Below are 25,440 nucleotides of genomic sequence, written 5' to 3'. Positions count from 1 at the left end.
CCCGACGCAGGCCGCGTCGATCCAGTGGTCTTTAGCAAAGCCTTGTCGGGTTCGATTGAATGTCGTGCGCCCGCCGCTTCCCGTCGTCACCGGAATTTCAACTTGGAGTCGGTTCATCACCATTCCGGCCAAAACTCTTCACTGAGCAATTGATCCGCGCTAAAAGGACAGGCAACAGGAAAAGCCATTTTGCTCAAACCCGTTTCTCTCACGGCCAGCATCACGCTTTTTCGATACGCTTTTTCCATACGCTCATTCAACCCGGCGGCCAGACTCGGATTATCCTCAAGCAATTCTTTAATATCGAACCGTTGCACATCAATCGTATTCCGCCAACTGTTGCCGCGCAGTTCCGGCTGAAACCGCCATCTCAACAGATAGGCCATCAGTACTGCCAGCCGATTAATCAACTCCCGTCGCTCGCTGGCGCCCATGCATTCCAGTTCCTCGACGATAGAGTCAATATCCACCTCCGCTAACCGTCGCTGTTTCAGCAGATCGGCCTGCTGGAGAGTCCATGCGTAAAAATCCCGATCATGTAGCGTTGCTAAACCTGCCATTGCCGTCACCTGTTGCCTGCCGCTGGAAATTCGTCGTAGCACCGGCTTCCAGCCTGTCCACTCATTGCGGGCAAGAGGCCCGTGCTACTTGCACAACCAGTCTAGGATTGCGCTATCAACATTACCAGGGCTTTCGCTAAACCCGTAAATTTGTCATACCCGCGAAAGCGGGTATCCAGGCTTTTCAGCGGCTTACTGGATTCCCGCCTAACGCGGGAATGACGGAAAGCGAAAGTCCTGATACCAGTAACCCGCCGAAACCGGGATTGCCTGAAAGGCGGATTACGGCTGACGCCTAATCCGCCCTACCTTCTACATTTGGCTCAATCCAACGGCAAAATTTCTACTGGCGTTGCTCCGACGCAGCAGGTTCCGGGGTGGCTGGAGTGGTAACGGCCTGCTGCTCCAGCAACTGTTTCGCCACCTTGGAATCAGTGTAATCCACGATTTCTCGCAAGGTCGGTATCCGCAACATCGCCCCCACCTTCAGGCTATCCATAGTGTCGGGTTTGGAAAATGCTTGCGGATTGACCTTGAACAACGCCCGCATCATCTGATCCTTGCTGATGCCGGGATCAGGACGAGTCCGGGTAGCAATGTCCCACAGCCGTTCGTTGGCGATAACCGGGCCATATTCACGGCTGACCCGCGCAGCGGGTTCGACCGGCGGTGTGGGCAGTATCTCCAGCACGGCGGGTTCGACTGGCGGTATGGGCAGTATCTCCAACGGGGGTGGCTCAGGTGGATGATCCACCGGCGCTGCTGGATCGGTCAGCGCGGTGGTCGTAGCCACCCACGGATCACGTCTTTGAATCGGCGGCAGTAACTCAAAAACGGAGGGCGGAATCCGTTGCTCGATTTCGGCCAGCCAACCAAAAACGTCCATCGGGACCAGTGCGGGTTTCAGTGCATCGGCTATGGCCGGTTCTGGTGGAATCACGGTCACCGCTTCGGCGATGGGCAACGGCGCGGCGGCAATCGCCAATGCCGGTGCTGATAACGCCGCTTCGCTCACCGGCGGCCCAACCACGGTTGTCCACGCCAGCGCCACCGATGAAACTGGAGTGACCTTCGCGATTATTTCCGCTACCACCAGCGACAGTAGCGGCGTTACCGATACCGATTCCAGCAGAGGCGCAACCGGTTCTGACGAGGCGGTTACCGCGAGTACGGTCAGTTTGGAAGTGGGAGGCGCCGGCGATATCGCCATCACCGGCTCCGGGGTGGGCGGCACCGGTTCGGCGATAGCCGAGGCCGCTTCCGGTGGAGACGCAGAAGCCACAGTAACCACTGCGATCGGCTCAAGCTGATCGGGCGGCGGCAGCGGGAACACCTGCGGTGAATCAAGAGGAGCCTTCTCGGCCAGCTCCGGTTCCGGGACTACAGGCGCCGCGTTCGGCTCCGTGCCCGCCGATACCCCTGCGGGTACTGCCGCCGCCAGTTGCCGGGCGACCGGAGAATCGGTGAAGTCCGCAATCTCCCGCAGCGTGGGAATCCGCAGCACCGCGCCGATTTTCAATCCGCCAATCCCCAACTTGCCGAACGCCTGCGGATTGGCTTGAAACAGCGCCTGCATCATCTGCTCACGGGTGATGCCCGGATCAGGTCGCACCTTGAGCGCGATGCCCCATAGCCCTTCACCGGGCGCGACTGGGCCGTAGGTATCGCCGGGCCGGTAAATCCGCACCGGATCGGCTGGCGAAGCAACCGGAGTCGGCGAGGGTTCGGGCGCAGCGGCCACCCTCAGCGCTGCCGGCTCGGTCACCGCACCCTGATCCGGCGGTGTGTTGCGCTCCGGTTCAGGGATCGAGGCCACAACCGCCGGTACTGGCGCAGCAGCGACGGGCGGCGGCGGCGGCGGTTCCATCACCGTCTTGCTCCGATCACCGGGCCGCTTGGCCAGGCGTTGCACCGGATCGAGAAACACCGTGAATTCGCGGAAAGTTCTGCCACGCGGCCAACCAAACTCCAGCAGCAGCGCCAGCGACGGCTCGCGAATCGGCTTGGTCGAAACCACCCGGACGTAAACCTGCCCTTCGGCGTTGTACTCAATCGAAAACACCAGATTGGCCAGGGTGGGCGCTCTTTCGAGACCGAATTCGTTGAACATCGGTGGCGGCGCCAGTTTGACGGAGACCTTCGCCAGTTCTTCTGGCGTCAGCGTCGGTAACGGAATCCGGGCGTCGAACAACTGGTTCAACGCCGACTGAACCTGGATTTCACCGATTTCCAGCGCCAGGGCGCTGATCGGCCCGAAGAGCAACACTAACGCCAGCAACTGGCAACGGAAGCCTTTTCGATTCATGGAGGGTTCCTCAAATTCGGGTAGCACGGTGGCGAAACCGGGTAGGATTTGCGCCGATACCCGCACGCTTCAATAGTCGTATTCTAAAAGGGTAGCTTGAGATGCGGGTAACCCGAGTCCAGCCACCCGCCAAAATTCGCGACAAAACCTGGAAATCTGCCATGTCTCTTGATCACGATGGATTACCCGCTCGCGCTCAATCAGAGTCTGCGCCCAGCCCCAGCCTCGCCGAGGAAACCGCCGCCCATGTCCTGGAACTGCTGCGGGCACTGCTGCGGGAACTCCACCCGTCGGAGCGGGGTGCGATAACCCTGACCCTGGACAGCCATGTGGATCGGGATTTGGCGCTGGACAGTCTGGCCCGCACCGAACTGCTGCGCCGGATTGAGGCGCAGTTTCAGGTGCAACTGGGTGAACAGATTCTACTGGCCGAAACGCCGCGTGATCTGGTCGATCTGATCCTGCAAGCCAGCGGTGAACCGGAACCGGCGGTGCTGGCGGCCGACTGGCAGGCGCCGGCACTGGAACCGCTGGCGACGGGAACCCCGGATCGCGCCGAAACCCTGCTCGAAGCGCTCGACTGGCATGTTGCAGCCCACCCCGACCGGCTGGCGATCCAGATCTACGGCAATGACGACCGCATTGATACCACGTTCAGCTATGCCGGGCTGCGCCAGGGTGCCCAGGCGGTGGCGGCCGGGCTGCAACAACGCGGGCTGCAACCCGGCCAGATGGTGGCGATCATGCTACCGACCGGCAGCGATTACTTTCTCAGCTTTTTTGGCATTTTGCTGGCCGGCGGTGTTCCGGTGCCGATCTATCCGCCGGTACGGCCCTCTCAACTCGAAGAGCATCTGCGCCGCCACGCCCGACTGTTGAGCAACGCCCAAACCGTGGCGCTGATCACCGTACCCGAAGCCAAGCTGGTCGCCCGGCTCCTGCAAGCCCAGGTTGAAGACCTGCGTCATGTGGTTACGGTGACGGAATTGCAGCAAACGCCCGCCACCTGGAGCAAGGTTCCCGTTCACCCCCGCGATCTCGCGTTCCTGCAATACACCTCCGGCAGCACCGGCGATCCTAAAGGGGTGATGCTCAGCCATGCCAACCTGCTGGCCAACTTGCGGGCGATGGGGCCACGGGTCGCGGCCAATTCTCAGGATGTGTTCGTCAGTTGGTTGCCGTTGTATCACGACATGGGCCTGATCGGCGCCTGCCTGGGCAGCCTGTACCACGCTTTCCCGCTGGTGGTGATGTCGCCATTAAGCTTCCTGGCGCGGCCCGCTCGCTGGCTGTGGGCGATTCATCGCCATCGCGGCACCTTGTCAGCGGCACCCAACTTTGCCTACGAACTGTGCGCCCGGGTCATCCAGGATCATGAAATCGAGGGGCTGGACCTCCGTTGCTGGCGGATGAGTTTCAATGGCGCCGAGCCGGTCAGTCCAGCAACCCTGGAACGATTCAGCGCCCGGTTCAGCCGTTATGGCTTCCACGCTGAGGCCATGGCGCCGGTCTACGGACTGGCCGAATGCTCGGTTGGGCTGGCCTTGCCACCACCCGGACGGGGACCGGTCATTGATCGAGTGCAGCGCGAGCGGTTCATTGCCACCGGTCAGGCCGAACCGACCACTCCCGGTGATAGCGCCGCCCTGTTGTTCCCCGCCTGCGGCCAGCCGCTTCCCGATCACCAGATTCGTGTTGTAGACGAGCAGGGTCGCGAACTGCCGGATCGCCAGGAAGGGCGGGTGGAGTTCAAGGGGCCGTCGGCCACCACCGGCTACTACCGCAACCCGGAAGCGACCCGTCGGCTGTTCCCCCATGGCGATGACTGGCTGGATTCCGGGGATCGCGGCTATCTGGCCGGTGGCGATATTTATCTCACCGGGCGGGTCAAGGATTTGATCATTCGCGGCGGGCGCAATCTCTATCCCTACGAACTGGAACAGGCGGTTGGGGAAATTCCAGGCATCCGCAAAGGTTGCGTCGCCGTGTTCGCCAGCCCTGATCCCGCGACCGGCAGTGAGCGGCTGGTGGTCGTTGCTGAAACCCGAACCACGCAACCGGAGTCGCTGGTCAGCCTGCGCCAGCAGATTCAGAGCGTCGGGGTGGATTTGCTGGGAACGCCACCGGATGAAGTGGTGCTGGCGCCGCCGCGCACGGTACTAAAAACCTCCAGCGGCAAGATTCGCCGTGGGGCGGTGCGAGAGTTGTATCAACGCAACGCCATTGGCCAGGGCGGGCGAGCGCTGTGGCTGCAACTGACCCGGATCGCCCTGGCCAGCGGCTGGGCACAGGCGCGGCGGCTGGGGCGCACGGTGACGGAATGGCTGTATGCCGCTTATGGGTGGAGCGTATTCGGGGTGCTGGCGCCGGTGGTATGGCTGGGAATCATGACCTTGCCGAAACTGGAATGGCGCTGGGCGCTGGCTCGAACCGGGCCTTGGTTGCTGGCACAACTGACCGCTACCCCGCTGACGGTGCGCGGCCAGCAACATCTGCCGGTCGGTTCCTGTGTATTGGTCGCCAACCATTCCAGCTTTCTGGACGCCTATGTGCTGATGGCCGCCATTCCGCGCCATTTCCACTACGTTGCCAAACGGGAATTACTGGACAATCATTGGATAGCCCGACCCCTGCTGCGCCTGGGGACGCTGTTCGTCGAGCGCTTCGACGTGCAGCGCAGCGTAGACGAGGCGGGCAGATTGATCGATGCGGCACACGCCGGCCAGTCGCTGGGCTTCTTCCCGGAAGGCACCTTCACCCGGATGCCGGGCCTGCTGGAATTTCGGATGGGAGCGTTCCTGGCGGCGGCGCAGGCAGGAGTGCCGGTAGTGCCGGTCACAATCTGTGGCACCCGCTCGATACTGCGGGCGGGTTCGTGGTTCCCGCGCCGAGGCCAGTTGGAGGTGATTATCGAGTCGCCAATAACCCCGGACGGTGACGACTGGTCGGCGGCGGTTCGGCTCCGCGATGCGGCGCGGGCGGCGATTTTGCGTCATTGTGGCGAGCCGGATTTGAGTTCTTGACGTGATAAGGAGCGATCAACCGGGCACCGCAAAATATTCATAGCGATTGCGACCCTTGGCCTTGGCCCGGTACATGGCGATATCGGCATTCTTGAGCAACGCATCCAGCGTGGTGCCATCGTCGGGATAGCAGCCAATACCAATGGAAACGCCCACCTGCGCCACCTCATCCTGTTCCAGCGCAAAAGGTTGGTTGATCGTCTTCAGCACCGTTTCCGCCACCCGCGCCGCATCTTCCCAGCGCCCCAGCTCGCCCAGCAGCAGCACGAACTCATCGCCGCCCTGGCGACACACCGTGTCGGTTTTGCGGACGCATTGCAGCAGACGCTCCGCCACTTGTTGCAACAGCAGATCGCCGCGATGGTGCCCCAGCACGTCGTTCACCACCTTGAAACCGTCCAAATCCAGCATCAGCACCGCGAACCGTTGCCGTTCGCGCTCGGCCCGATGCAGCGTTTGTCGGTAGCGATCCTGGAGCAAATTGCGGTTCGGCAGACCGGTCAGCACATCATGCTGCGCCATGTGCTTGATCTGCTGCTCCAGATGCTTGCTTTCGGTAATGTCCTGAAAAGTGCCGAACAGGCGCACGATCTGACCTTCCTGGATTTCAGCGTCGCCCTGAACGTGGACCCATAAATCATGGCCTTTAGCGGTCACAAAGGGTAATTCGAGATCGTAGGTCTGCCCCTGATCGCGCAGTTGGCGCATGGCATTCGCGATTCGCTCCCGCGCTTCCAGCGGATAGAAGTTCAACGCCTCCTCGAAGGTGGGCCGATACTCCGGGGCGACTTCGTGAATCCGGCGAACTTCCGCCGACCAGCGCGGCATATTGTCGCAGACGAATAATTCCCAGCCGCCCACCTTCGCCAACCGGCCGGTACGGCGCAGCAGTTCCTCGCTGCGGCGGAGTTTTTCCTCGGCCTGCTTACGCTCGGTGATGTCACGGCCAGTGCCGCGATAGCCGATGAAAGCCCCGGTTTCGTCGAACATCGCTTGGCCATTGACGCTGTACCAGTGCGCCTCACCGGCGTCAGTGCGAATGCAATACTCGAATTCCCGAAACGGCTGATGCGCCTCCAGCACCGCCCGATGAGCCGCCCATTGTTCAGGGGTCAGCTCGATAGGCAGTTCCCAGCGGGTCTTGCCGAGCGACACCGCCGGGGGAATATAGGTCGGAGCCAAGGTGCTGGAAAAGTAGCTGAACCGGAATTGCGCATCCTGTTCCCAGAACCAGTCTGAAGCCATCGCCGACAGATCGCGGAAACGCGCCTCGCTGTCGCGCAAGGTGGCAATGGCCCGTAGCCGCTGATCATGATTGTTGGCGATCATCCACGACACCAACGCCAGCAGACCGAGACCACCCATGATCACGGTTAATAGCACGAGTAACGTGGGCTGGGTTCGCGCCCGCAAAATCTCCGGGGCGACCCGGGATACGATTTTCCAGGGGTACTGACGAGCAGCGACAATCGTCGCGTCGTCGGATGCAGCGAGCGACTGGCTAAGTACGCGGGGAAACACCGTCGTAAAAGTGAACAGCCCTTGCGCTGAATGGAACTGACCGCTATCGGTCACGATGATGCGTTGCCATACCTCCGGGAAGGCATTGGCGAAGCTCAGATCGTGGCGGTCAGGGTACATGAAGCCCCATTCCTGGTCGGGATTAGCACCAATCAGCCAATAGCCTTCATCGTTGAGCAGCAACGATTCGCCCAGCAATCCTTCGCCAATCTGCTTTAGCTCGGCGATCAAGACCTTCGCCAGATAATTCAGCACGACGATGCCCTGTTTTTGCCCATCCTGATCGAAAATCGGCGTTCCAAAGCGGATCATCGGCTTGAAGGGTTGCTCAATAACATTGTTTTCGACATTGAGATCGAGAGGAGAGACATAAAGTTGTCCTGGCCCGAGGCGGAGCGTCTCGATGAAGTAGTAACGGTTGGCCTTGGACTGCAACCGCTGCTGCGGGACCACGGTAGGGCGACCATCTGCGTCATTGATCCGCACAATTTCCATGCCATCGCTATCCAGAATTCGCACTTGGTCGTAGTGTTGCTTATGGAGCGCGAAATTCAGAAATTCAACCTCGATATCGCGCAGCACCGCAGTATCCCGATCCCGCAAATAGTTACGAGTTTTCGCTTGGCCTGCCAAGATGCGCAAATCAGACACAATATCGTTCAGTGCGATCCCGATGGCCTGGGCCTGCAATGCGACGGTACGGGCTTCGGCGGCTTCCACGATAAGTTGCTGGCTGTGGACGGCGGCATTGTTAACATAGCCGACCACCCCCAGAAACAGCACCGTTAATGACAAAAAGAGCGCAAGGAAATTTTTAATCATCGCCGCGATTCCTTTGATCATAAAAGATTTTTTTCTTTGGCTTGCTGATCCTTGGTGCTTACACGTTAAAGCGGAAGTGAATAACATCACCTTCCTGGACCAGGTACTCCTTACCTTCCAGCCGCCATTTGCCCGCCTCACGGGCACCGGCCTCGCCGCCGTAAGCCATATAATCGGCATAAGCGATCACCTCGGCGCGGATGAAACCCCGCTCGAAATCACTGTGAATCACTCCCGCCGCCTGGGGCGCGGTGGAGCCGGCCCGCACTGTCCAGGCCCGCACCTCCTTGGGGCCGGCAGTGAAATAGGTCTGCAATCCCAGCAGCTTATAAGCAGCGTGGATCACCCGATCCAGCCCCGGCTCGGACAAGCCGTAATCGGCCAGAAATTCAGCACGGTCGGCGTCCTCCAGTTCCGCCAATTCGGCTTCAATGGCGGCGCAGACTGGCGCGACCTCGGCGTTTTCCTGACCGGCAATTTCCTGCACCTGATCCAGCAGCGGGTTAGCGCTAAAACCGTCCTCGGCGACATTGGCGATGTACAGCACCGGCTTGCCGGTTAACAGAAACAGATCCCGCAGCGCCTCGCGCTCTACGTCCGTCAACAACAGCGTCCGCAACGGGGCACCGGTGTCCAGATGCGCCTGCACCCGCTCCAGGGCCGCCTTGCGCTCCAGCGCCTCCCTGCCCCCGGTCTTGGCGGCCTTTTCGGCGCGCTGCAACGCCTTCTCCACCGTCGCCAGATCAGCCAGCGCCAGCTCGGTGCTGATGGTTTCGATGTCGGAACGCGGATCGACGCGGTTGCAAACGTGAATGACATCATCATTCACGAAGCAGCGCACCACATGGGCGATGGCATCGGTTTCGCGGATGTGGGCCAGAAACTGATTGCCCAAGCCCTCGCCTTTGGAAGCGCCCGCCACCAGCCCGGCGATATCCACAAACTCGACCGTGGCCGGCATGATCTGCTTGGGCTTGACGATAGCCGCCAGCGCCGCCAGCCGGGGATCGGGCACCAGCACCACTCCAACATTGGGGTCGATGGTGCAAAAGGGGTAATTCTCGGCCTGAATGCCCGCTTTGGTGAGGGCGTTGAACAGGGTGGATTTGCCGACGTTCGGCAGGCCGACGATGCCGCATCTGAGAGTCATGGAAACCTTTATGTAGTGAGGATGTAACTGGTTCAGACACACCAACGCTTCGAGAACGCCATGCATCCGCTGGGGATGACGGGCGCAAGCGACGGCGCAAGTGGCGATGATGGAGAATGCAAGCGATCAGGGGAGCCACTACTATGCACACTAACCAAAACGATAGAGTAGACCAGCATGGATCCAGCGGTTCGTCAATGTATCGTCCCGGTACTGGCCGGCGGCGGTACCCGATTACCCGCTCATGTCGGGGTACTCCAGGCTATCGGGGAATTGGGTTATAGCTACCAGCACATCGTGGGGGTATCAGGCGGCAGCATCATTGCCGCCCTGGCCGCAGCAGGAACCGATTGCGAGACGATGAGAACCCTGTTTCTGGATGTTGATTTCAGCGTCTTTCTCGGTCATTCGCTGGTCAATCTGCTGTTGCGCGGCGGGCTTTCCAGTGGCGTCAAGTTTGAGCAGTGGATGAACGAGCAGTTGCAGGGCAAACGTTTCGCTGATCTCGAAACCCATCTTTCCATCGTCGCCACCGATGTGCGTTCTAGTCAGCCCGTCGTCTTCAGCCGCGACACCACGCCGGATTTGCGGGTAGCGCAGGCGGTCCTTTATTCGATTTCCATTCCTCTCCTGTTCCCGTTTCACCATTATGACGATCATGTGCTGGTGGACGGCAGCATCCTGTCTGAAGACAGCTTGATTCGCGATTGGGCCGGGGATCGCACCCCCGTGGTCTGTTTCCGCCTACGGGACAAACAGGCGCCCGATCCCCATGCCCACCGCAACATACTCCCGCTGGCCGACTACCTGTTGATGCTGATCCGCACCTTTATGAGTACGCTGTCACGCGAGTTTTTGAGCGAGGCGCTCTGGGTCAACACGGTGCTGATTGAGTGCGAAGGCTTGTCGCCGCTGGAGTTCCACATGACGCCGGAACAGAAAAGCCACCTGTTTGAACTGGGTTACCGCACCACGCTCGACATTTTGCCGCTGAAGCTGGCGCACGGACGGATCACCGCTCCTTGATCCGGGGTCGGAATTTAGGACGTTGCGGGAGAATCTGAAGTCGGGTTGTCCGTTGCGACGCGCCGGCGGTGCAACGTCTGCATGGCTTGATCCCACTGTCCGGCGATGATGTGCGGCAACTCGCGGAGCGCGTCGGTTATGGCCTGCTCGATCAGCCCCTGTTCCGACTGTGGCGCCCGGCCCAATACATAATCCAGCACCGCACGGCTGTCACCGGGATGGCCGATGCCGAGCCGCAAGCGGAAAAAATCATTGCCGCCCAATTGCGTCATCAGATCGCGCAAACCGTTGTGACCGCCATGCCCACCCGCCCGTTTCAGCCGCACCGCGCCGGGCGGTAAATCCAGATCATCATGGACGATCAGGATTTCCGGCAGCGGAATTCGATGGAACCGCGCCAGCGTCGCGACCGCCAGACCGCTACGATTCATAAAGGTCATCGGCTTCAGCAACCAGAGTACCTGCCCAGCGACGATGATCCGGCATAGATCGCCATGAACCTTGCCGTCCGGGCGGAACGTACCCCCCTGCTGACGCGCCAGTTCATCGGCCAGCCAGAAACCGGCATTGTGGCGGGTCTGGGCGTATTGAGGGCCGGGATTGCCCAGCCCTACGATCAGCCGCAGGGAGGATACTGGAGCCGACATCACCACGATTTCGCCCAGTGAACCGGTCGGACTCAGGTCGTCGGCGCGACCACGCTCGGCCCTTCTTCGCCGCCGTGAGCGTGATGGATGCTGACCACAATGACATCGCTTTCGGAATCGGGAGCAACGTGGGTTGCCAGTTCCACCCCATCCGGCAGCTTGACCCCGGACAGATGAATCGCTTCGCCCAGGCTCAGACCATTCAGATCGACTGCGATAAATTCCGGCAAATCCTTGGGCAGGCAGGTAATTTCGATATCGATCAGCGCATGGCTGACCACCCCGCCCTGCTGCTTGACGCCGGGCGCAGTCTCCGCATTAACAAAATGCAGCGGCACATGCACCCGCAGCTTGCGGTCGGCGCTGACCCGCAGGAAGTCGAGATGCAAAATCGTTGGCTTAAAGGGATGGCGCTGCAAATCGCGCAACACCGCGCTTTCGACCCGGTCGCCTACTTTCAGGGTCAGCACATGAGAATAAACGGCGTCATTCTTCAACTGGTTAAGGACATCCAGATGATTCAGCACCAGCGGCTGCGGCTCCTGGCCGCCCCCGTACAGAATGGCCGGTACCTGACCGGCGCGGCGCAGGCGGCGGCTCGCACCCTTGCCCAAATCGCTACGCGGCTCAGCTTTTAATTCAAAAGTTATGCTCATGACTTCCACTCCAAACGGTGACAACAAAAATGCGATGCGCCCGCGACCAGGCGAATCGCTCGGTGAAGCGGCCTGCCCGCTAAGCGGGCGGGCTTCAATCAAATAAACAGCGTGCTGACGGATTCTTCGATATGAATGCGGCGCATGGTCTCGGCCAGCAGCCCAGCCACGCCGATTTGACGAATCGTCGGACAGGCGGCGGCTTCGGGTTGCAGCGGGATCGAGTCGGTAACCACCAGTTCGTCCAGCGCCGAGCCCTGGATATTTTTGACCGCCGGACCGGACAACACCGCGTGGGTGCAGTAAGCACGCACTGAAGCGGCGCCCTGTTCCTTCAACGCCTTGGCCGCCAGACAGAGGGTGCCGGCGGTATCCACCATGTCGTCCACCACGATGCAATGCTGACCTTCCACGTCGCCAATGACGTGCATCACTTTGGCCTGATTGGGCGCGGGCCGCCGTTTATCAATAATCGCCAGATCGGAATCGTCCAGCCGCTTGGCCAGGGCACGGGCGCGGACTACACCGCCGACATCGGGCGACACCACCATCATTTCGCCAAAATTCTGGGTGCGGATGTCATTGAGCATGATCGCGGTGGCGTAGATGTTATCCACCGGAATATCGAAAAAGCCCTGAATCTGGTCGGCGTGCAAATCAACGGTCAACACTCGATCTACGCCAACGCTGGTGATCATGTTGGCCACTACTTTGGCGGAAATCGGCACCCGCGCCGAACGGGGGCGGCGATCCTGCCGTGAATAGCCAAAGTAGGGGATCACCGCCGTAACCCGCACCGCCGAAGAACGGCGCAGTGCGTCGGCGATCACCAGCAATTCCATGATGTTGTCGTTGGTGGGATAGCAGGTGGGCTGCACGATGAACACATCCCTGCCGCGCACGTTCTCCATCAGTTCAACCATGACCTCGCCATCGCTGAACCGACCGACGACGGCTTGGCCGAGGGGCAGTTGCAAGTGGCTGACGATCTCGCGGGCGAGTCGCGGATGGGCGTTACCCGCGAACACCATCATTCGACCTTCGTACACGCGCTGTTCCCCCACTATCGAAATATCCAACTGTGCTGCCTGGGTAAGATGGCTGGGCCGCCAGGGTTCGAACCTGGGAATGCCGGAATCAAAATCCGGTGCCTTACCACTTGGCTACGGCCCAAAAAATCGGAGATGCTTCAACAAACTACATCAGGTTGCCGCGCCAGATAGTCATGCAGCGGTGAGCGGTTGCAACCGCGAGCCATAAATCCCTTCCAGCCCGACGGCAACTCCGCTAACACTTGCTTGGCGCTGGCTTCGTCCTTGAATGCGGCAAATACACAAGCTCCAGTACCGGTCAATCGCGCTGCGCCGAACTGCGCCAACCAGGTCGCTGCTGCGGCTACTTCCGGGTAGCGGCGGTAGACTACATCTTCGCAATCATTACCGCCTGCACCTGTTACGAAGTCGGCCATTGTGATGATCGGTGAATTTCTTGTCAATTCCGGGTCGTTAAACACTGCGCCAGTAGCGACCTGACAAGCCGGAGTCAACACTACAAACCAGGCTTCGTCGAGCTGCACCGGGGTTAATTTTTCACCCACTCCCTCGGCCCAGGCGGCTTGGCCGTGGACAAACACCGGTACATCAGCGCCCAGGGCCAAACCGAGCGCGGCCAGTTCCGTCAGCGTCAGTCCGGTTTGCCACCGGTGATTCAGGGCGATGAGGGTAGTCGCCGCATCGGAACTGCCGCCGCCCAAACCGCTGCCGAGCGGCAATTGCTTGATGATACGAATCGTCGCGCCTTGGGAGATGCCAGTGGTCTGTTGCAGCAGTCGGGCAGCTCGCAGCGTCAGATCGTTGTCCATCGGTATACCGGGAATCGCGCTGGCCCGGATGATCGCGCCATCAGGACGCGGCTCGAACCACAGCCAATCGCCGCAATCCAGAAACTGGAACACGGTCTGTAACCGATGGTAGCCGTCCGCTCGCCGGCCAACGATGCGGAGCATGAGATTGAGCTTGGCCGGCGCCGGCCAGGCCGCAGGATCAGGACGACTTACAAATTCCATTGCTCGATCACCAGTTTGACGCTGAGATCCGACCGGCGGGCGACAATGCGGGCGGGCAGATCAAGCGCGGTTGTGGGCGTATAAGCTGGGTAATCGATGATCCAGCCGTTCTGTTCCAAACGAATCAGCCGACCCTCAGCATCTATTTCAAGCACCGGTGTTGCCCCCGGTTCCGGCAACCCGCGCACCCAGTAGCGTAATCCCTTCACCGGCAATCGCACCCCCAGACTTTGTTCCAGCAGGGTATCGGCATCCGCCGCCGTCCAGTTCTGGCCGTCCTGAGTCTGAATGCTGACCCTCTCTGCATCGCCCTGCACCACTACCCGACCCTGACCCAGCGGCCCGATCAAATCAATCCGATAGGTCGGACCCTGCTGATCCCACTGGAAGTTGGCGTGCCAGCCGTCCTGCTCATTGATTACGCCAATGCGCCCGACGGCCCGCCAGTGGCTCAGTTTCGCCAACATCGGCTGGCGAGCGGCCCAGGCGCTTTGAGCGGCAGGCGAGGAAACGGGTGGAGTCGCGCAACCGGACAATAGAGCAAGGGCAAGTACGGTTCCACAAACAGTTTTTTGCTGGCATCTCGCAACGGGTGATGTCAAACCTCCCGATCCCGCTTTCAACCTTCCATCTCCTCCATTTCCGTATCGTCCTCTTCCGGCATGGCAACCGCAATCGCTTGCTTGCCAATCGCCTTCTCGATCAGTATCAACAGATTCTGCTTACGAGCTTGGTAGAAAGCGGCGAAATCATCGGAGCGCAAATGGTCAGCGGGGATGCAGTGGCTGCCTAAAATGGTATTCATATCTGCATCGCCGATCTGCACTTGTGAATGCTTCTGAATTTTTTGTAGGTATTGCGAGGGTGCCGAGCCGCCAATCATTCGATTGGCCTTGTAGGAAATCGGTGTCTTGTTGACGACGGTGTTGTACAGCTTGCGAGGGATACTACCGTTTTTCTCGCACCAGTCCTGGGGAAAGATGTGGTGGATGTCCAGCGCAACGTCTTCAGCGTCCAATTCCCGAATGTTGGCTTTCCAAAAGAAATCCTTGGCGCCTTCGCGTAGCACCAGAACATTGAGACCTTTGTAAGCGGCACTGAGCCGGGAGGTCAGGCGGTCTAGCCGGTCTGGCTGGAAGGCGGCATCGGTGATGGTGCGTGGCGGTTCGGCGTCCCTTTCGATCCAGCCGAGTAGTTCCTCTACGTCGTTGGCAATGCGGGTTTCCACCGCGCCACCGTACAGTTCGCCCAACACACCGCACCAGTACCACTGTGCAAGCTTGTCGTGAATACGCGGCTCCAGCCAGCGGTCGCCTAATAGCCCTAATACTGAGGCCAGCGGTGCAAGTTGGGTTCGGTAAGGCAGGTCACGGAGGTTGATCAGACACTCCTTGCGCAGAAACTTGGCTGCCAGCAGAAAGCCGACCTCGACCCGATCCGCCCATTTCTGGTAGGCCACCAGCGGCAGCAAAAGAATTGTGGCGCGTTTTGCGCTCACCGGAGTGACCTGCTTACCGGTTTTTCCGTCCTTAATATCTTCCCGACGGCGATCCAAGGTGTGCAGCATGGCGATAGCCTGCAAGAAATCCGTGGTTTCGACGCTATTCAGCAAAGGTTCATGGGACAAGCGCTTCTGGCGCGATTCCACATGACGCAGGCTGCTACCAAACCAATCGTCACGCAGGTTGTAGCCATCAGCAGCATAGGTGGCTGTCATCAACTCGAAGACAGAAAGGGCTACCCCGCCGGTATTTACCTTTTCAAACACGAGGCAGACTGCCTCTTTAGAAGTCTCCTTCTTTAGCGCGATGATGGGGAGTTGGTAGCTGTTGAAAGCATTTAAAACCATTCTTTGAAAATCGAGAAATACGGGAAGTTTGGAAGGATTATGCTTGTTCAATCCCTGAAGCCAATCAGACCAGTTAAATATCTGACTGCAAGGGAAATAGAGATTGGCGTATTCCGCTTCAGCAGTACTCAAATCGAGTTTCACATCTCGGCCGAAGTTGGTTTTTTGTTTACGGTCCGGTTCCAGTGTCAGCAACGCATCCTCTAGCCGTTCAGTGCTTTCCAGGGCGGTGGGTATATGGAAATAGTAATAGCGTTCAATATGCTTGCCCTTGTCGTTGTAGGTTTTTACCGCGCCTTTCAGGGCCAACACCTGCGTCAGTGTGGTCAGCCGCTGTTGGCCGTCGAGAATCAACATGTCCGCTTTGGGTGGCAAATCATCGAATGACACGTTTTCCACCGGACGCACCTGGAAGTTCGCTTCGCCACCCGCTTCCAGTAGCATCACCGCACCCACGGGGAACGACCGCGCCACGCTAATCAGCAGGCTGCGGACATGATCGTCGTCCCACACCCAACCGCGCTGGAAGTCGGGTAGTTGAATCTTGCCCTTGACGATATCGGCGAGAATTTCGGGGAGTAGGCGCTTGGTGCTATCGAACGTACTCATAAGAAAGGATTAACTCATGGGCTAAGCAGAAGCCAAGGGAAAGGGTTTTGGGTCGCTGATCCATCGCCTACCCACCAAACCGTTGTTGCAGTTTGCGCAAATGAGTGCTGGTTGGATTCTTGGTTTGCGCTTCCCGCCAGATGCGCTTGGCTTCTTCGCGCTGGCCGCTGACCCACAGCACTTCACTCAGGTGTGCGGCGATCTCGGCATCGGGATTGGCCTGATAGGCGCGGCGCAGATACTCCAGCGCCTTGGCGTTATTACCCAGCCGGTACTGCACCCAGCCCATGCTGTCGAGCACGGCGGCGTCGTCAGGCAATAGCGCCAGCGCCTGCTCGATATACCCCAGCGCTTCCTGATAGCGGTCGGTGCGGTCGGCCAGGGTGTAGCCCAGCGCATTCAGCGCCTGCCCATTCTTGGGATCGGCGGCGATAATGAGGCGTAAATCCCGCTCCAGCACATCCAGTCGATTCAGCTTCTCCGCAATCAACGAGCGGGCGTACAGCAAATCCTTGTCGTTGGGATGCAGCGCCAACCCTCGGTCCAGCGTATCAAACGCCTCCTGATAGCGTTCAGCCTCGCGCAGCGCCTCGGCTTCAGCCTGATAGAGGGTGATGCTGTTCTGCGGCTGATTGCGGCGCAGCGTTTCAAAATGCTGGGTCAAGATGGTAGTTTCACCGGCTTTCGCCAACACCACTCCCTTACGTAACTGGGCGACCAAATAACGATCTTCACCGGACACCCGCCCATACCAGTCATTGGCCTTGGCGTAACTACCGCGCTGCTCCTCAATTCGCCCCAGTTCGAAATAGGCGTCCTCCAGCCGGGTCTTGCGCTTGATCAAATCCAGAAAATAGCCCTCGGCCAAATCGAACTGACGGGTTTCAGCCGCTAATAAACCCAGCGCATACAGCGAGTCGGTGTCCTTGGGATTCTGATTGAGCAGCGTAGCAAACTCACGGCGGGCCTTGCCCAGTTGACCCGCATCAATCAGCAACCGGGCGTAACTCATCCGCAGATTGCGGTCGCGTGGCAGCGCGGCGACCGCTTTGGTTAATCCCGCCAAAGCGGTATCGCGGTCACCCCGATCCATCAAGATCCGGGTACGCAACAGGTACGCTGAAACCAGCTTGGGATCCTGATCCAACGCCTGATCCAGACTGGCCAACGCCAGGTCGCGGTCGCCCGCCGCCGCCGCCAGCATCGCCTGATAATACTGGGCAAATGCTGAGCGCGGCGGTCGGTCGCTGAGCCGTTGCATCACCCGCAGCGCCATCTGCTTGTCGTCCACCTGCCCTAATAGCGAGGCTACGGTGGCAAAACCCTGCTGCTTGTCCTTGCTGCTGGCCGCTTTTCGCACCGCCTCCAGATGATTGATAGCTTCGTCAATCCGACCGTTGCGCAACAGCGCCAAAGCCAGCGCCTGCCGGGACTGGTCACTGGCGGGAGCCAAGGCGTGCCAGCGCTGCGCCAGTTCCAGCGCAGCGGCATTGTCCTTCATCAGCAGCGCCAACAGCGCCGCCCGTTCAGCTACTTGTGGATCATTGCTGACAGCGGCCACCTTGCGGTAATGCTCCAGCGCCACATTCAATTGATCGCGCTTGCCCGCTACTTCCGCTACCAGCACCTGATAGATCAACTCGGAGCGGGAGCTGGGCTGGATAGCGGGACGAATCGGGAATTCCGATTCAACCGGCGCTTGTGCGTCCACCACCGTAGCGCAACCGCTCAACAGCAGCCCACTGAAACCCAATGCTTTTAGAAGTCTGTTCATGGTTTAACGTCTTATTTGGTACCGGTATGACCTTGCCATTCGCCTATTCTATCCCGCATTCTATTCAGCAGAATCCCATCATTTTTCGGCCTCATCCAACCGCAATCCATGTCTCTTCTGGCTCTTGGCCTCAATCACCGAACCGCCCCGGTCAGCGTTCGTGAACGAGTGGCGTTCGCGCCTGACCGGGTGAGCAACGCCTTGCAGGATCTGCTTGACCATGGCGGCGCCCATGAAGCGGCCATCCTATCGACCTGCAATCGCACCGAACTGTATTGTGGTCTAAAAGGCGAGGACGGTCAGCGGGTGGTGGAATGGCTGGGCGATTATCACACGCTACGGACCGTTGATCTGCAACCCTATCTCTATCAGCACACCGAACAGCGGGCGGTACGCCACATTTTACGGGTTGCCGCCGGGCTGGATTCACTGGTGTTGGGTGAACCACAAATCCTTGGTCAGGTCAAGGCGGCCTATCAGACCGCCAACAGCGCCGGCACCCTCGGATCCCGGCTGGAGCGGCTGTTTCAGCATACCTTCGCCGTCGCCAAGCAGGTACGCACCGACACCCGCATCGGCGCCAGTCCGGTATCGGTGGCGTTCGCTGCGGTCGGGCTGGCCAAACAGATTTTCGCCGACCTGCCCAAGCGCACCGCGCTGCTGATCGGCGCCGGCGACACCATTGAACTGGTCACTCGCCACCTGCATGAAAATGGCGTCGGTCGGCTAATCGTGGCCAACCGTACTTTGGAACGGGCACACGCTCTGGTCGCTCCATTCGACGGCTATGCCATCGCTCTGGATGAAATTCCCGCCCATCTGGGCGAGGCCGATATGGTGATTTCGTCCACCACCAGTCCCGGCTTGATGCTGGGGTTAGCCCAAGTGCGCGATTGTCTGAAACAGCGGCGACACCGACCGATGTTGATGGTGGATTTGGCGGTGCCACGGGATATTGACCCGGCAGTGGCTGATTTCGATGACGTGTATCTGTACACGGTGGACGACCTCAAGGACATCATTCAGGACAATTTGCGCTCGCGCCGAGCCGCTGCCGATCAAGCCGAAGAAATTATTGACAGCCAGGTTGAACACTTCATGGCCTGGTTGCGGACCCAGGACAGCGTCGCCAGTATTCGTGCCTTGCGCCAGCAGGCCGAAACCATCCGTGATGAGGCGCTGGCGCGTGCCCGACGGCAACTGGCTCACGGCAAAGATCCCGCCGCAGTGCTGGACATTCTTGCCAACATCCTGACCAACAAGCTCATTCACCCACCCTGCGCCGGTCTGCGTGAAGCCGCCGCTCAAGGCGATGCCGAGATGCTGAATCTGATTAAAACCCTGTATCAGTTGGACCGCGCCGGAAATCCCTGCCGATGAATCCTTCGATGCTCGCCAAGCTGGAACAACTGGCAGCCCGGCATGAAGAAGTCAGCGCATTGCTGGCTACGCCTGAAATCATCAATGATAACGACCGCTTCCGCACCCTGTCGGTGGAATACGCCCAACTGGAACCGGTGGCCGCCGGGTTTTGGGGTTATCGCCGCACTCTGGACGATTTGGATGCGGCCCGCGATATGGCCGTTGACACTGATTCTGATCTGCGCGCCTTGGCTCAGGACGAATTGCAGGACGCCGAAGCCCGCCGTGCCGAACAGGAACGGGTGCTGCAACTGCTGCTGCTGCCACGCGATCCACACGATGCCGGCAACCTGTTTCTGGAAATCCGCGCCGGCACCGGCGGCGATGAGGCGGCGCTGTTCGCCGGCGATTTGCTGCGGATGTACGGGCGCTATGCCGAGTTGCGCGGCTGGACGCTGGAAATCCTCAGCGAAAGTCTCGGCGAACACGGCGGCTATAAGGAAGTCATCACCCGCGTCATCGGCCAGGGCGCGTATTCGCGGCTGAAATTCGAGTCCGGCGCGCACCGGGTGCAACGGGTGCCGGTGACCGAAGCGCAGGGCCGCATTCACACCTCTGCCGCGACCGTCGCGGTGTTGCCGGAACTGGCGGAAATCGAACAGATCGACATCAATCCTGGCGATTTGCGCGTGGACACCTATCGCGCCTCCGGAGCCGGCGGTCAGCACATCAACAAGACCGATTCGGCAATCCGCATTACCCATTTGCCCAGCGGCATTGTGGTGGAATGTCAGGACGAGCGCTCCCAGCACAAAAACCGGTCACGGGCGATGTCGCTGCTGCAAGCCAAATTACTGGCCGGGGAGCGGGAGAAGCAGCAGTCTGCCCAAGCCCAGAGTCGCCGATTGCAGGTGGGCAGCGGCGACCGCTCCGAGCGCATCCGCACCTACAACTTTCCCCAGGGGCGGATCACCGATCACCGGATCAATCTCACCCTGTACAAACTCGGCGATGTGCTGGCCGGAAATCTCGATGCTATCGTCGAACCGCTGATTAACGAATATCAGGCGGATCTGCTGGCGGCGCTGGCGGAGTGAGTGCCGCTACTCTCCGCGAATTACTGGCCGATGCCGTCCGGCGATTGGCCGAAATCAGCGCTACCCCCAGACTGGATGCCGAAGTGCTGCTGGCGGCGGCGCTGGATCGTCCGCGCAGCTATCTGTTCACCTGGCCGGAACGGCAACCGGAACAGGAACCGTCTGACCGCTTCGGTGCCTGGCTGGAACGCCGGCTGACCGGCGAACCGGTGGCTTATATCCTGGGTCGGCGCGAGTTCTGGTCACTGGAACTGGAAGTTAACCCGGACACCCTGATTCCCCGTCCGGAAACCGAACGGCTGGTGGAACTGGCACTGGAGCAGTTGCCCGTAGATCGGCTTGCTGCGTTAGCCGATCTCGGCACCGGCAGCGGCGCAATCGCGCTGGCGCTGGCGGTGGAACGGCCAAGGGCGCGAATCGTCGCCACCGACCGCAGTCCGGCAGTGTTGACCGTCGCCCGCCGTAATGCCCGGCAGTTAGGGATTCGCAATGTGGAATTTCGAGAAGGCGACTGGTACGAACCGCTGGCCGGCGAACATTTCGATCTGATTGCGTCCAATCCGCCCTATATCGCCGCCACCGATCCACACTGGCAACGCGGCGAACTGCGGTTTGAACCGCCAGCGGCGCTGGTGGCCGGCCTGGATGGACTGGATGCGCTGCGGGTCATCGTTGCTCAAGCGCCGGATCATTTGAAACCCAATGGCTGGCTGCTGCTGGAGCATGGTTACGACCAAGGCGAGGCAGTATCGAAGTTGTTGTGGGAACGGGGTTTCGTCGCCGTGAGCGATCATCGGGATGCTGCTGGGATTAGCCGGATCAGTTGTGGGCGCTGGCGGGCTTGAACGATGGGCTGCTGCTGACCCCGCCTGCGGTGAACATGGTCAAAAAGAAATCGAAACCGGTCTTGGTCTATAGTTTTATAGTCTACGGACCCTACGCGCCCCACATCATCCGCAGCGATCCGAAAAACCATGGCAAATTTCTGGAGTAAAAAGACGAATTCCCCGACCCCACCGGAAAATCCGGTAGTGCGTGCGGACGGTGAACCTGAACCGGTGGCGTCGGAACTGGAAAAAATGGCACTGGATAACTTGGGCGCGGTATTGCGCGTCTGGGGCAAGTACGCTTTCGACCTGGATGGACTCAATGCCAAGAGCATCCGTCAGCAGTGCGAGCAATGGGCGCGGCATGTTTTAGTAGTCGCTCCGCCCCCGGATAGTATGGAACCGGTCGCCGACGCTGGAGTAGTGCCAGCCGATCCGCAACTGCGCGACTGGCACGGTCTGCGGCAGTTTGCCGCTGACCTGCGCCGCAAGGAAAGCGCTTACGTTACCCATCAATTCAAAGACACGCGCCAGGTCATCGGTGATTTCGTGCAAACCCTGGGCGCAGTTCTTGCCGAGGATCAGGAAGAGCAGTCACGGATCGCTGTGGTTATCAATCAGCTTAGAACTACCATTGAAACCAATGCGCCGCTGGATATTCTGTCGCGGGAAGCCATGCGTGCTGTCGATCTGATTAGCCGGATTGCCGAAGAGCGCAACCAGCGGCACCAGCAGGCATTCCAGGAGATGACCACCCGGCTTCAGACCCTGCGCGGTGAACTGGACGCAGCGCGGCACGAAATGGAGCTGGATCCGCTGACCCGGCTTTATAATCGCAAGGCTTTCGATGAACAATTAGCCCGTGTTTGCGAACTGCACCGACTGTCTGGGCAGCCAGCTTGTCTGCTGATGCTGGATGTCGATCATTTCAAAGCCGTCAACGATAGTTTTGGCCATCCGGTAGGCGATCTGGTACTCAAGCAACTGTCAGGTTGCTGCCTGTACACTTTCCCGCGCAAGTCCGATTTTGTCGCCCGCTACGGCGGCGAGGAATTCGCCATCATCTTGCAGGAAACTCCCCTAAAGACAGCGCTCGCGCTCGGCGAACGGTTGTTGAAAGCCATACGCTCGCTGCGCATTACTCACGATCAAACGATCCTGAGCATCACCGCATCCATCGGATTGGCCGAGTTCGATCCCCGCACCAGCACCAGTCAATGGCTGCGCGAGGCTGATGACGCGCTATACCGAGCCAAACGGAGCGGCCGCGACCGGCTCGAATGCCAACCGGTTGCATTCCCGCTGGCGCAGGAATGAGTGGATTGGAACAAGCATCTGGTTGGTTGAGGCTCTAATCATTGATCGCTCCAGGATTGACTCCCGTAACTTAGCCGATATGAGCTGAATACCCCCGTCGAGTCCCAAGAAAAGCTTTATAAAAGACGGGACTTTCGCTATCTGCCATTCCTGCGTCAGCAGAAATCCAGTAACCTATTGAAAAAAATAGATACCTGTTTTCACCGATATGACGACATAAGGTTCATTAGCGAAAATTCTGAAAAGGAATGTTTTAATGAATTGGATGAAGAATACTACAGTTTCTGAGGTAATGATTTGAAAAGAAACTGAGCCTATAACCAGCATGGATGGAAGGTATTAGCTCGGAAGAGATTGAAGAATCACAGGCTATTGTCGTACCAACCCGCGATGATAAAGTGGAAAGAGATGGCTTTTACACCAGCGCCTGATTGCTGGCGAATACCGGGTTTCGCAACTAAACCGCTGCTGGACAGTCTCTACTAGCGATTAGGCAGAATCCCGCTAACAATTTCAGCCAAAAAGGTTATGGTTATGTATCTGTGCATCTGCAAATCGGTTTCCGACCAACAAATCCGCCATGCGGTCGAGCAGGGAGCGCGTACCGTGGGCGATTTGAATGTTCAGTTGGGCATCGGTCGCGATTGCGGTAGATGCCTGGATAGCATTAACGAGTGGCTCGACCTCTGTTTGACTACGCAGCCGCCAGTTCCCATAAACTCCGCGTCACTGCCACCCCCCGTGAACGCCTCCTCACCGCCAGTCTCCGTAGCCCCTGCTCCAGCGCAGGCGGCCTGGTTCACTCTCGATCCGTAACTCTACCAGGAGTACTCTCCGATGAAAGGCGATACCAAGATAATCGAGTACCTGAATAAGGCACTCAAGAACGAACTGACCTCGATCAGTCAATATTTCCTTCATGCCCGCCTGCTGGAAAACTGGGGGTTCGCTAAACTCGGTCAGCACGAGTACGAGGAATCCATTGATGAGATGAAACACGCTGACCGGCTGGTTCAGCGGGTTCTGGCACTGGAGGGTTTGCCCAATCTGCAAGATCTCGGCAAGCTGTATATCGGCGAGAACGTCGAAGAAATCCTGCGCGGAGATCTTAAACTCGAACTGCTGGCACACCCGCTCTACCGGGAAGCAGTCGGTTATTGCGAAAGTTGTGGTGACTACGTTACTCGCGACCTGCTAGCGGCCATTCTCGCCAGCGAAGAAGAACACATCGGCTGGCTGGAAACCCAGTTGGGATTGATCAACCGCCTTGGCCTGCCCGCTTACCTGCCCACCCAGTTGTAACGATCCACCCGTCGGCACCGCCCGCCCGCTGGGCGGTGAACTACCCGGCGGTTTCGTGTTACGATCCTCGCTAGTGAATGCCGTACTTCAAAATTAACCGGCTTAACCGACCGGTCGCTCCTTCGTGACCGAGGTTTCAGCACGAAAAACTCAGAGAGTCGTCGATGATCATCTATAACCTTTTTCCTTTGCTGGCCGGCCCTTTCGGGAAGTGGGAACCGCACTTTAAGCGGGCGGCTGATATGGGCTTCGACTGGATCTTCATCAATCCCGTCCAGAAGCCCGGTTATTCCGGCAGCCTTTATTCGATTGTTGATTACTTTCAACTCAATCCACTGCTGGTCGATCCGGACTCCAAACTCTCCCCTGACCAGCAGATCAAGGCGGCGCTCGCCACCGCCGACAAGCTGGGGCTTAAAGTGATGGTTGATCTGGTGATCAACCACTGCGCCTTCGATTCCGAACTGACCCGTCAACACCCAGCATGGTTCGTCCAGGAAAACGGCAGCGCCGCCCATCCGTTCTGCATGGAAGACGGTCATAAAGTGGTGTGGGGTGATCTGGCGTTGTTCAACCACCAGCACAGTTCCGATCAGGAAGGGCTTTACCGATATTGCTACCAGATCGTCGAATATCTGCTGGAACTGGGTTTTAAGGGTTTTCGCTGCGATGCGGCTTACCAGATTCCCGGCCACATCTGGGGCCGGCTGATTCGCGAAATCCGGCAAAAATACCCCGATACCGCGTTCCTGGCCGAAACCTTGGGCTGCACCGCCGACCAGACCAAACAAACCGCCCAAGCCGGCTTCGATTATGTGTTCAACAGTTCCAAGTGGTGGGACTTCAACGGCGCCTGGCTAATGGAGCAATATCAGTTGGTGCGCGAAATCGCGCCGTCGGTCAGCTTCCCGGAAAGCCACGATACCGAGCGGTTGTTCCAGGAGGTCAACGGCAACGAGGCGGCGATGAAGCAGCACTACCTGTTTTCCGCCCTGTTTTCCGCCGGGGTGATGATCCCGGTGGGCTTCGAATATGGCTTCCGCCATCGGCTGCATGTGGTTAACACCCGGCCCAGTGACTGGGAACAGCCCAATGCCGACCTGTGCGAGTTCATTACCACCGTTAACGCGATCAAGCGCCAGTACACGGTGTTTCAGGAAGAGTGTCCCACTACGGTGCTGCCCTACCAGAACCCGAATATCCTGGTCATGTGGAAAGCCTCGGCCAAGACCCACGACGAAGCGCTGATCATTCTCAACAAAGACCCTCATAATCATCAGTATTTTTACGCCGAAAACCTGGGAACCTACATTCAGGCTGGCGCACCGCTGATGGATGTGTCGCCGGAATACGCTATGGAATACATTCCGCGGCCGTTTTCCTACGATTTACGTCCGGGTCAGGCCTTCGTGATGGTCACCAGCCGCGATCATCTGCCGCACTAGACGAGGGTTTCAGTTGCGGTTCAAGCCGTTTTACCGGTGGTGAGGGTAGTGGTTTGGGTCGCAAGGCCCGCGCCCAGAATACG

Annotated in this window: 20 protein-coding genes and 1 tRNA gene; 9 read left to right on the top strand and 12 right to left on the bottom strand. The window is 59.0% G+C overall.

Annotated elements, in window-relative coordinates:
* Window positions 1-116: 116 nt before the first annotated feature.
* A complete protein-coding gene (locus BN874_RS16520; protein ID WP_230314467.1) occupies window positions 117-602 on the bottom strand; it encodes a DUF29 domain-containing protein in 486 nt (161 codons plus the stop codon).
* Between the two features lie 301 nt (window positions 603-903).
* Entirely contained in the window at window positions 904-2,865 is a 1,962-nt protein-coding gene (locus BN874_RS16515; RefSeq protein ID WP_034435344.1) for a FimV/HubP family polar landmark protein, read from the bottom strand.
* A 161-nt stretch (window positions 2,866-3,026) separates the two neighbouring features.
* Here BN874_RS16515 and BN874_RS16510 point away from each other — a divergent pair, with 161 nt between their 5' ends.
* A complete protein-coding gene (locus tag BN874_RS16510) occupies window positions 3,027-5,888 on the top strand; it encodes an AMP-binding protein (protein ID WP_081756468.1) in 2,862 nt (953 codons plus the stop codon).
* A 15-nt stretch (window positions 5,889-5,903) separates the two neighbouring features.
* Here the strand turns inward: BN874_RS16510 and BN874_RS22820 are convergent, their stop codons facing one another.
* Together BN874_RS22820 and ychF are read right to left on the bottom strand one after the other, a co-directional pair.
* Window positions 5,904-8,231: a diguanylate cyclase domain-containing protein gene (locus BN874_RS22820; RefSeq protein ID WP_195912214.1), complete on the bottom strand. Its 2,328-nt coding sequence runs from the start codon at window positions 8,229-8,231 to the stop codon at window positions 5,904-5,906.
* A 58-nt stretch (window positions 8,232-8,289) separates the two neighbouring features.
* A complete protein-coding gene (gene ychF, locus BN874_RS16500) occupies window positions 8,290-9,381 on the bottom strand; it encodes a redox-regulated ATPase YchF (protein ID WP_034435343.1) in 1,092 nt (363 codons plus the stop codon).
* A gap of 177 nt (window positions 9,382-9,558) precedes the next feature.
* Between ychF and BN874_RS16495 the strand changes: the two genes are divergently transcribed.
* Entirely contained in the window at window positions 9,559-10,407 is an 849-nt protein-coding gene (locus BN874_RS16495) for a patatin-like phospholipase family protein (protein WP_034435342.1), read from the top strand.
* A 14-nt stretch (window positions 10,408-10,421) separates the two neighbouring features.
* Here BN874_RS16495 and pth read toward each other — a convergent pair whose 3' ends face one another.
* The 8 genes from pth to BN874_RS16455 all read right to left on the bottom strand — a co-directional run bounded on the left by pth (window position 10,422) and on the right by BN874_RS16455 (window position 18,007).
* Entirely contained in the window at window positions 10,422-11,054 is a 633-nt protein-coding gene (pth, locus tag BN874_RS16490) for an aminoacyl-tRNA hydrolase (protein ID WP_051497945.1), read from the bottom strand.
* A 32-nt stretch (window positions 11,055-11,086) separates the two neighbouring features.
* Window positions 11,087-11,710: a 50S ribosomal protein L25/general stress protein Ctc gene (locus BN874_RS16485; protein ID WP_034435340.1), complete on the bottom strand. Its 624-nt coding sequence runs from the start codon at window positions 11,708-11,710 to the stop codon at window positions 11,087-11,089.
* 98 nt (window positions 11,711-11,808) lie between these two features.
* The gene (locus tag BN874_RS16480) at window positions 11,809-12,744 is read right to left on the bottom strand and encodes a ribose-phosphate pyrophosphokinase (RefSeq protein WP_034435339.1); all 936 of its coding nucleotides are present in this window, start codon (window positions 12,742-12,744) and stop codon (window positions 11,809-11,811) included.
* 64 nt (window positions 12,745-12,808) lie between these two features.
* Window positions 12,809-12,883: transfer RNA gene (locus tag BN874_RS16475), tRNA-Gln, on the bottom strand.
* Between the two features lie 16 nt (window positions 12,884-12,899).
* Window positions 12,900-13,775 (bottom strand): 4-(cytidine 5'-diphospho)-2-C-methyl-D-erythritol kinase, encoded by an 876-nt coding sequence (ispE, locus tag BN874_RS16470; RefSeq protein ID WP_034435338.1) that lies wholly within the window; start codon window positions 13,773-13,775, stop codon window positions 12,900-12,902.
* Entirely contained in the window at window positions 13,763-14,311 is a 549-nt protein-coding gene (gene lolB / locus BN874_RS16465) for a lipoprotein insertase outer membrane protein LolB (RefSeq protein WP_034435336.1), read from the bottom strand. Before lolB ends, ispE begins: the two co-directional genes overlap by 13 nt.
* 83 nt (window positions 14,312-14,394) lie before the next feature.
* The gene (locus BN874_RS16460) at window positions 14,395-16,233 is read right to left on the bottom strand and encodes a GmrSD restriction endonuclease domain-containing protein (protein WP_034435335.1); all 1,839 of its coding nucleotides are present in this window, start codon (window positions 16,231-16,233) and stop codon (window positions 14,395-14,397) included.
* Between the two features lie 67 nt (window positions 16,234-16,300).
* A complete protein-coding gene (locus BN874_RS16455) occupies window positions 16,301-18,007 on the bottom strand; it encodes a tetratricopeptide repeat protein (RefSeq protein ID WP_081756465.1) in 1,707 nt (568 codons plus the stop codon).
* Window positions 18,008-18,115: 108 nt separating this feature from the next.
* On the opposite strand from BN874_RS16455, the gene hemA reads away from it, so the two are divergent.
* From hemA to BN874_RS16425, 7 genes are all read left to right on the top strand, one after another.
* Window positions 18,116-19,387, top strand: coding sequence for a glutamyl-tRNA reductase (hemA, locus tag BN874_RS16450; protein ID WP_034435334.1), 1,272 nt, complete (start codon window positions 18,116-18,118; stop codon window positions 19,385-19,387).
* The gene (prfA, locus tag BN874_RS16445; protein WP_034435333.1) at window positions 19,384-20,466 is read left to right on the top strand and encodes a peptide chain release factor 1; all 1,083 of its coding nucleotides are present in this window, start codon (window positions 19,384-19,386) and stop codon (window positions 20,464-20,466) included. Before hemA ends, prfA begins: the two co-directional genes overlap by 4 nt.
* The gene (gene prmC / locus BN874_RS16440) at window positions 20,463-21,311 is read left to right on the top strand and encodes a peptide chain release factor N(5)-glutamine methyltransferase (protein ID WP_034435332.1); all 849 of its coding nucleotides are present in this window, start codon (window positions 20,463-20,465) and stop codon (window positions 21,309-21,311) included. Before prfA ends, prmC begins: the two co-directional genes overlap by 4 nt.
* Before the next feature lie 129 nt (window positions 21,312-21,440).
* On the top strand, window positions 21,441-22,610 hold the full coding sequence (locus BN874_RS16435; RefSeq protein ID WP_034435331.1) for a GGDEF domain-containing protein: 1,170 nt from the start codon (window positions 21,441-21,443) through the stop codon (window positions 22,608-22,610).
* A 528-nt stretch (window positions 22,611-23,138) separates the two neighbouring features.
* On the top strand, window positions 23,139-23,426 hold the full coding sequence (locus tag BN874_RS26510) for a (2Fe-2S)-binding protein (RefSeq protein ID WP_081756464.1): 288 nt from the start codon (window positions 23,139-23,141) through the stop codon (window positions 23,424-23,426).
* Window positions 23,427-23,447: 21 nt separating this feature from the next.
* The gene (bfr, locus tag BN874_RS16430) at window positions 23,448-23,912 is read left to right on the top strand and encodes a bacterioferritin (protein WP_034435330.1); all 465 of its coding nucleotides are present in this window, start codon (window positions 23,448-23,450) and stop codon (window positions 23,910-23,912) included.
* Window positions 23,913-24,076: 164 nt separating this feature from the next.
* A complete protein-coding gene (locus BN874_RS16425) occupies window positions 24,077-25,357 on the top strand; it encodes an alpha-amylase family glycosyl hydrolase (protein WP_034435329.1) in 1,281 nt (426 codons plus the stop codon).
* Window positions 25,358-25,440 lie beyond the last annotated feature (83 nt).

Source organism: Candidatus Contendobacter odensis Run_B_J11, assembly GCF_000531125.1.
Lineage (GTDB): Bacteria > Pseudomonadota > Gammaproteobacteria > Competibacterales > Competibacteraceae > Contendibacter > Contendibacter odensensis.
This window is presented reverse-complemented; position numbering and strand designations above follow the sequence as displayed.

Excerpts from the sequence above, each read along its gene's own strand:
- BN874_RS26510 (WP_081756464.1), top strand. The coding sequence starts at position 23,139 with ATGGTTATGTATCTGTGCATCTGCAAATCGGTTTCCGACCAACAAATC.
- BN874_RS16460 (WP_034435335.1), bottom strand. The coding sequence starts at position 16,233 with ATGAGTACGTTCGATAGCACCAAGCGCCTACTCCCCGAAATTCTCGCC.
- BN874_RS16510 (WP_081756468.1), top strand. The coding sequence starts at position 3,027 with ATGTCTCTTGATCACGATGGATTACCCGCTCGCGCTCAATCAGAGTCT.
- bfr (WP_034435330.1), top strand. The coding sequence starts at position 23,448 with ATGAAAGGCGATACCAAGATAATCGAGTACCTGAATAAGGCACTCAAG.
- BN874_RS16425 (WP_034435329.1), top strand. The coding sequence starts at position 24,077 with ATGATCATCTATAACCTTTTTCCTTTGCTGGCCGGCCCTTTCGGGAAG.
- hemA (WP_034435334.1), top strand. The coding sequence starts at position 18,116 with ATGTCTCTTCTGGCTCTTGGCCTCAATCACCGAACCGCCCCGGTCAGC.
- ychF (WP_034435343.1), bottom strand. The coding sequence starts at position 9,381 with ATGACTCTCAGATGCGGCATCGTCGGCCTGCCGAACGTCGGCAAATCC.
- BN874_RS16515 (WP_034435344.1), bottom strand. The coding sequence starts at position 2,865 with ATGAATCGAAAAGGCTTCCGTTGCCAGTTGCTGGCGTTAGTGTTGCTC.
- BN874_RS16495 (WP_034435342.1), top strand. The coding sequence starts at position 9,559 with ATGGATCCAGCGGTTCGTCAATGTATCGTCCCGGTACTGGCCGGCGGC.
- BN874_RS22820 (WP_195912214.1), bottom strand. The coding sequence starts at position 8,231 with ATGATTAAAAATTTCCTTGCGCTCTTTTTGTCATTAACGGTGCTGTTT.
- ispE (WP_034435338.1), bottom strand. The coding sequence starts at position 13,775 with ATGGAATTTGTAAGTCGTCCTGATCCTGCGGCCTGGCCGGCGCCGGCC.
- BN874_RS16455 (WP_081756465.1), bottom strand. The coding sequence starts at position 18,007 with ATGAACAGACTTCTAAAAGCATTGGGTTTCAGTGGGCTGCTGTTGAGC.
- prfA (WP_034435333.1), top strand. The coding sequence starts at position 19,384 with ATGAATCCTTCGATGCTCGCCAAGCTGGAACAACTGGCAGCCCGGCAT.
- pth (WP_051497945.1), bottom strand. The coding sequence starts at position 11,054 with ATGTCGGCTCCAGTATCCTCCCTGCGGCTGATCGTAGGGCTGGGCAAT.
- BN874_RS16435 (WP_034435331.1), top strand. The coding sequence starts at position 21,441 with ATGGCAAATTTCTGGAGTAAAAAGACGAATTCCCCGACCCCACCGGAA.
- BN874_RS16485 (WP_034435340.1), bottom strand. The coding sequence starts at position 11,710 with ATGAGCATAACTTTTGAATTAAAAGCTGAGCCGCGTAGCGATTTGGGC.
- BN874_RS16480 (WP_034435339.1), bottom strand. The coding sequence starts at position 12,744 with ATGATGGTGTTCGCGGGTAACGCCCATCCGCGACTCGCCCGCGAGATC.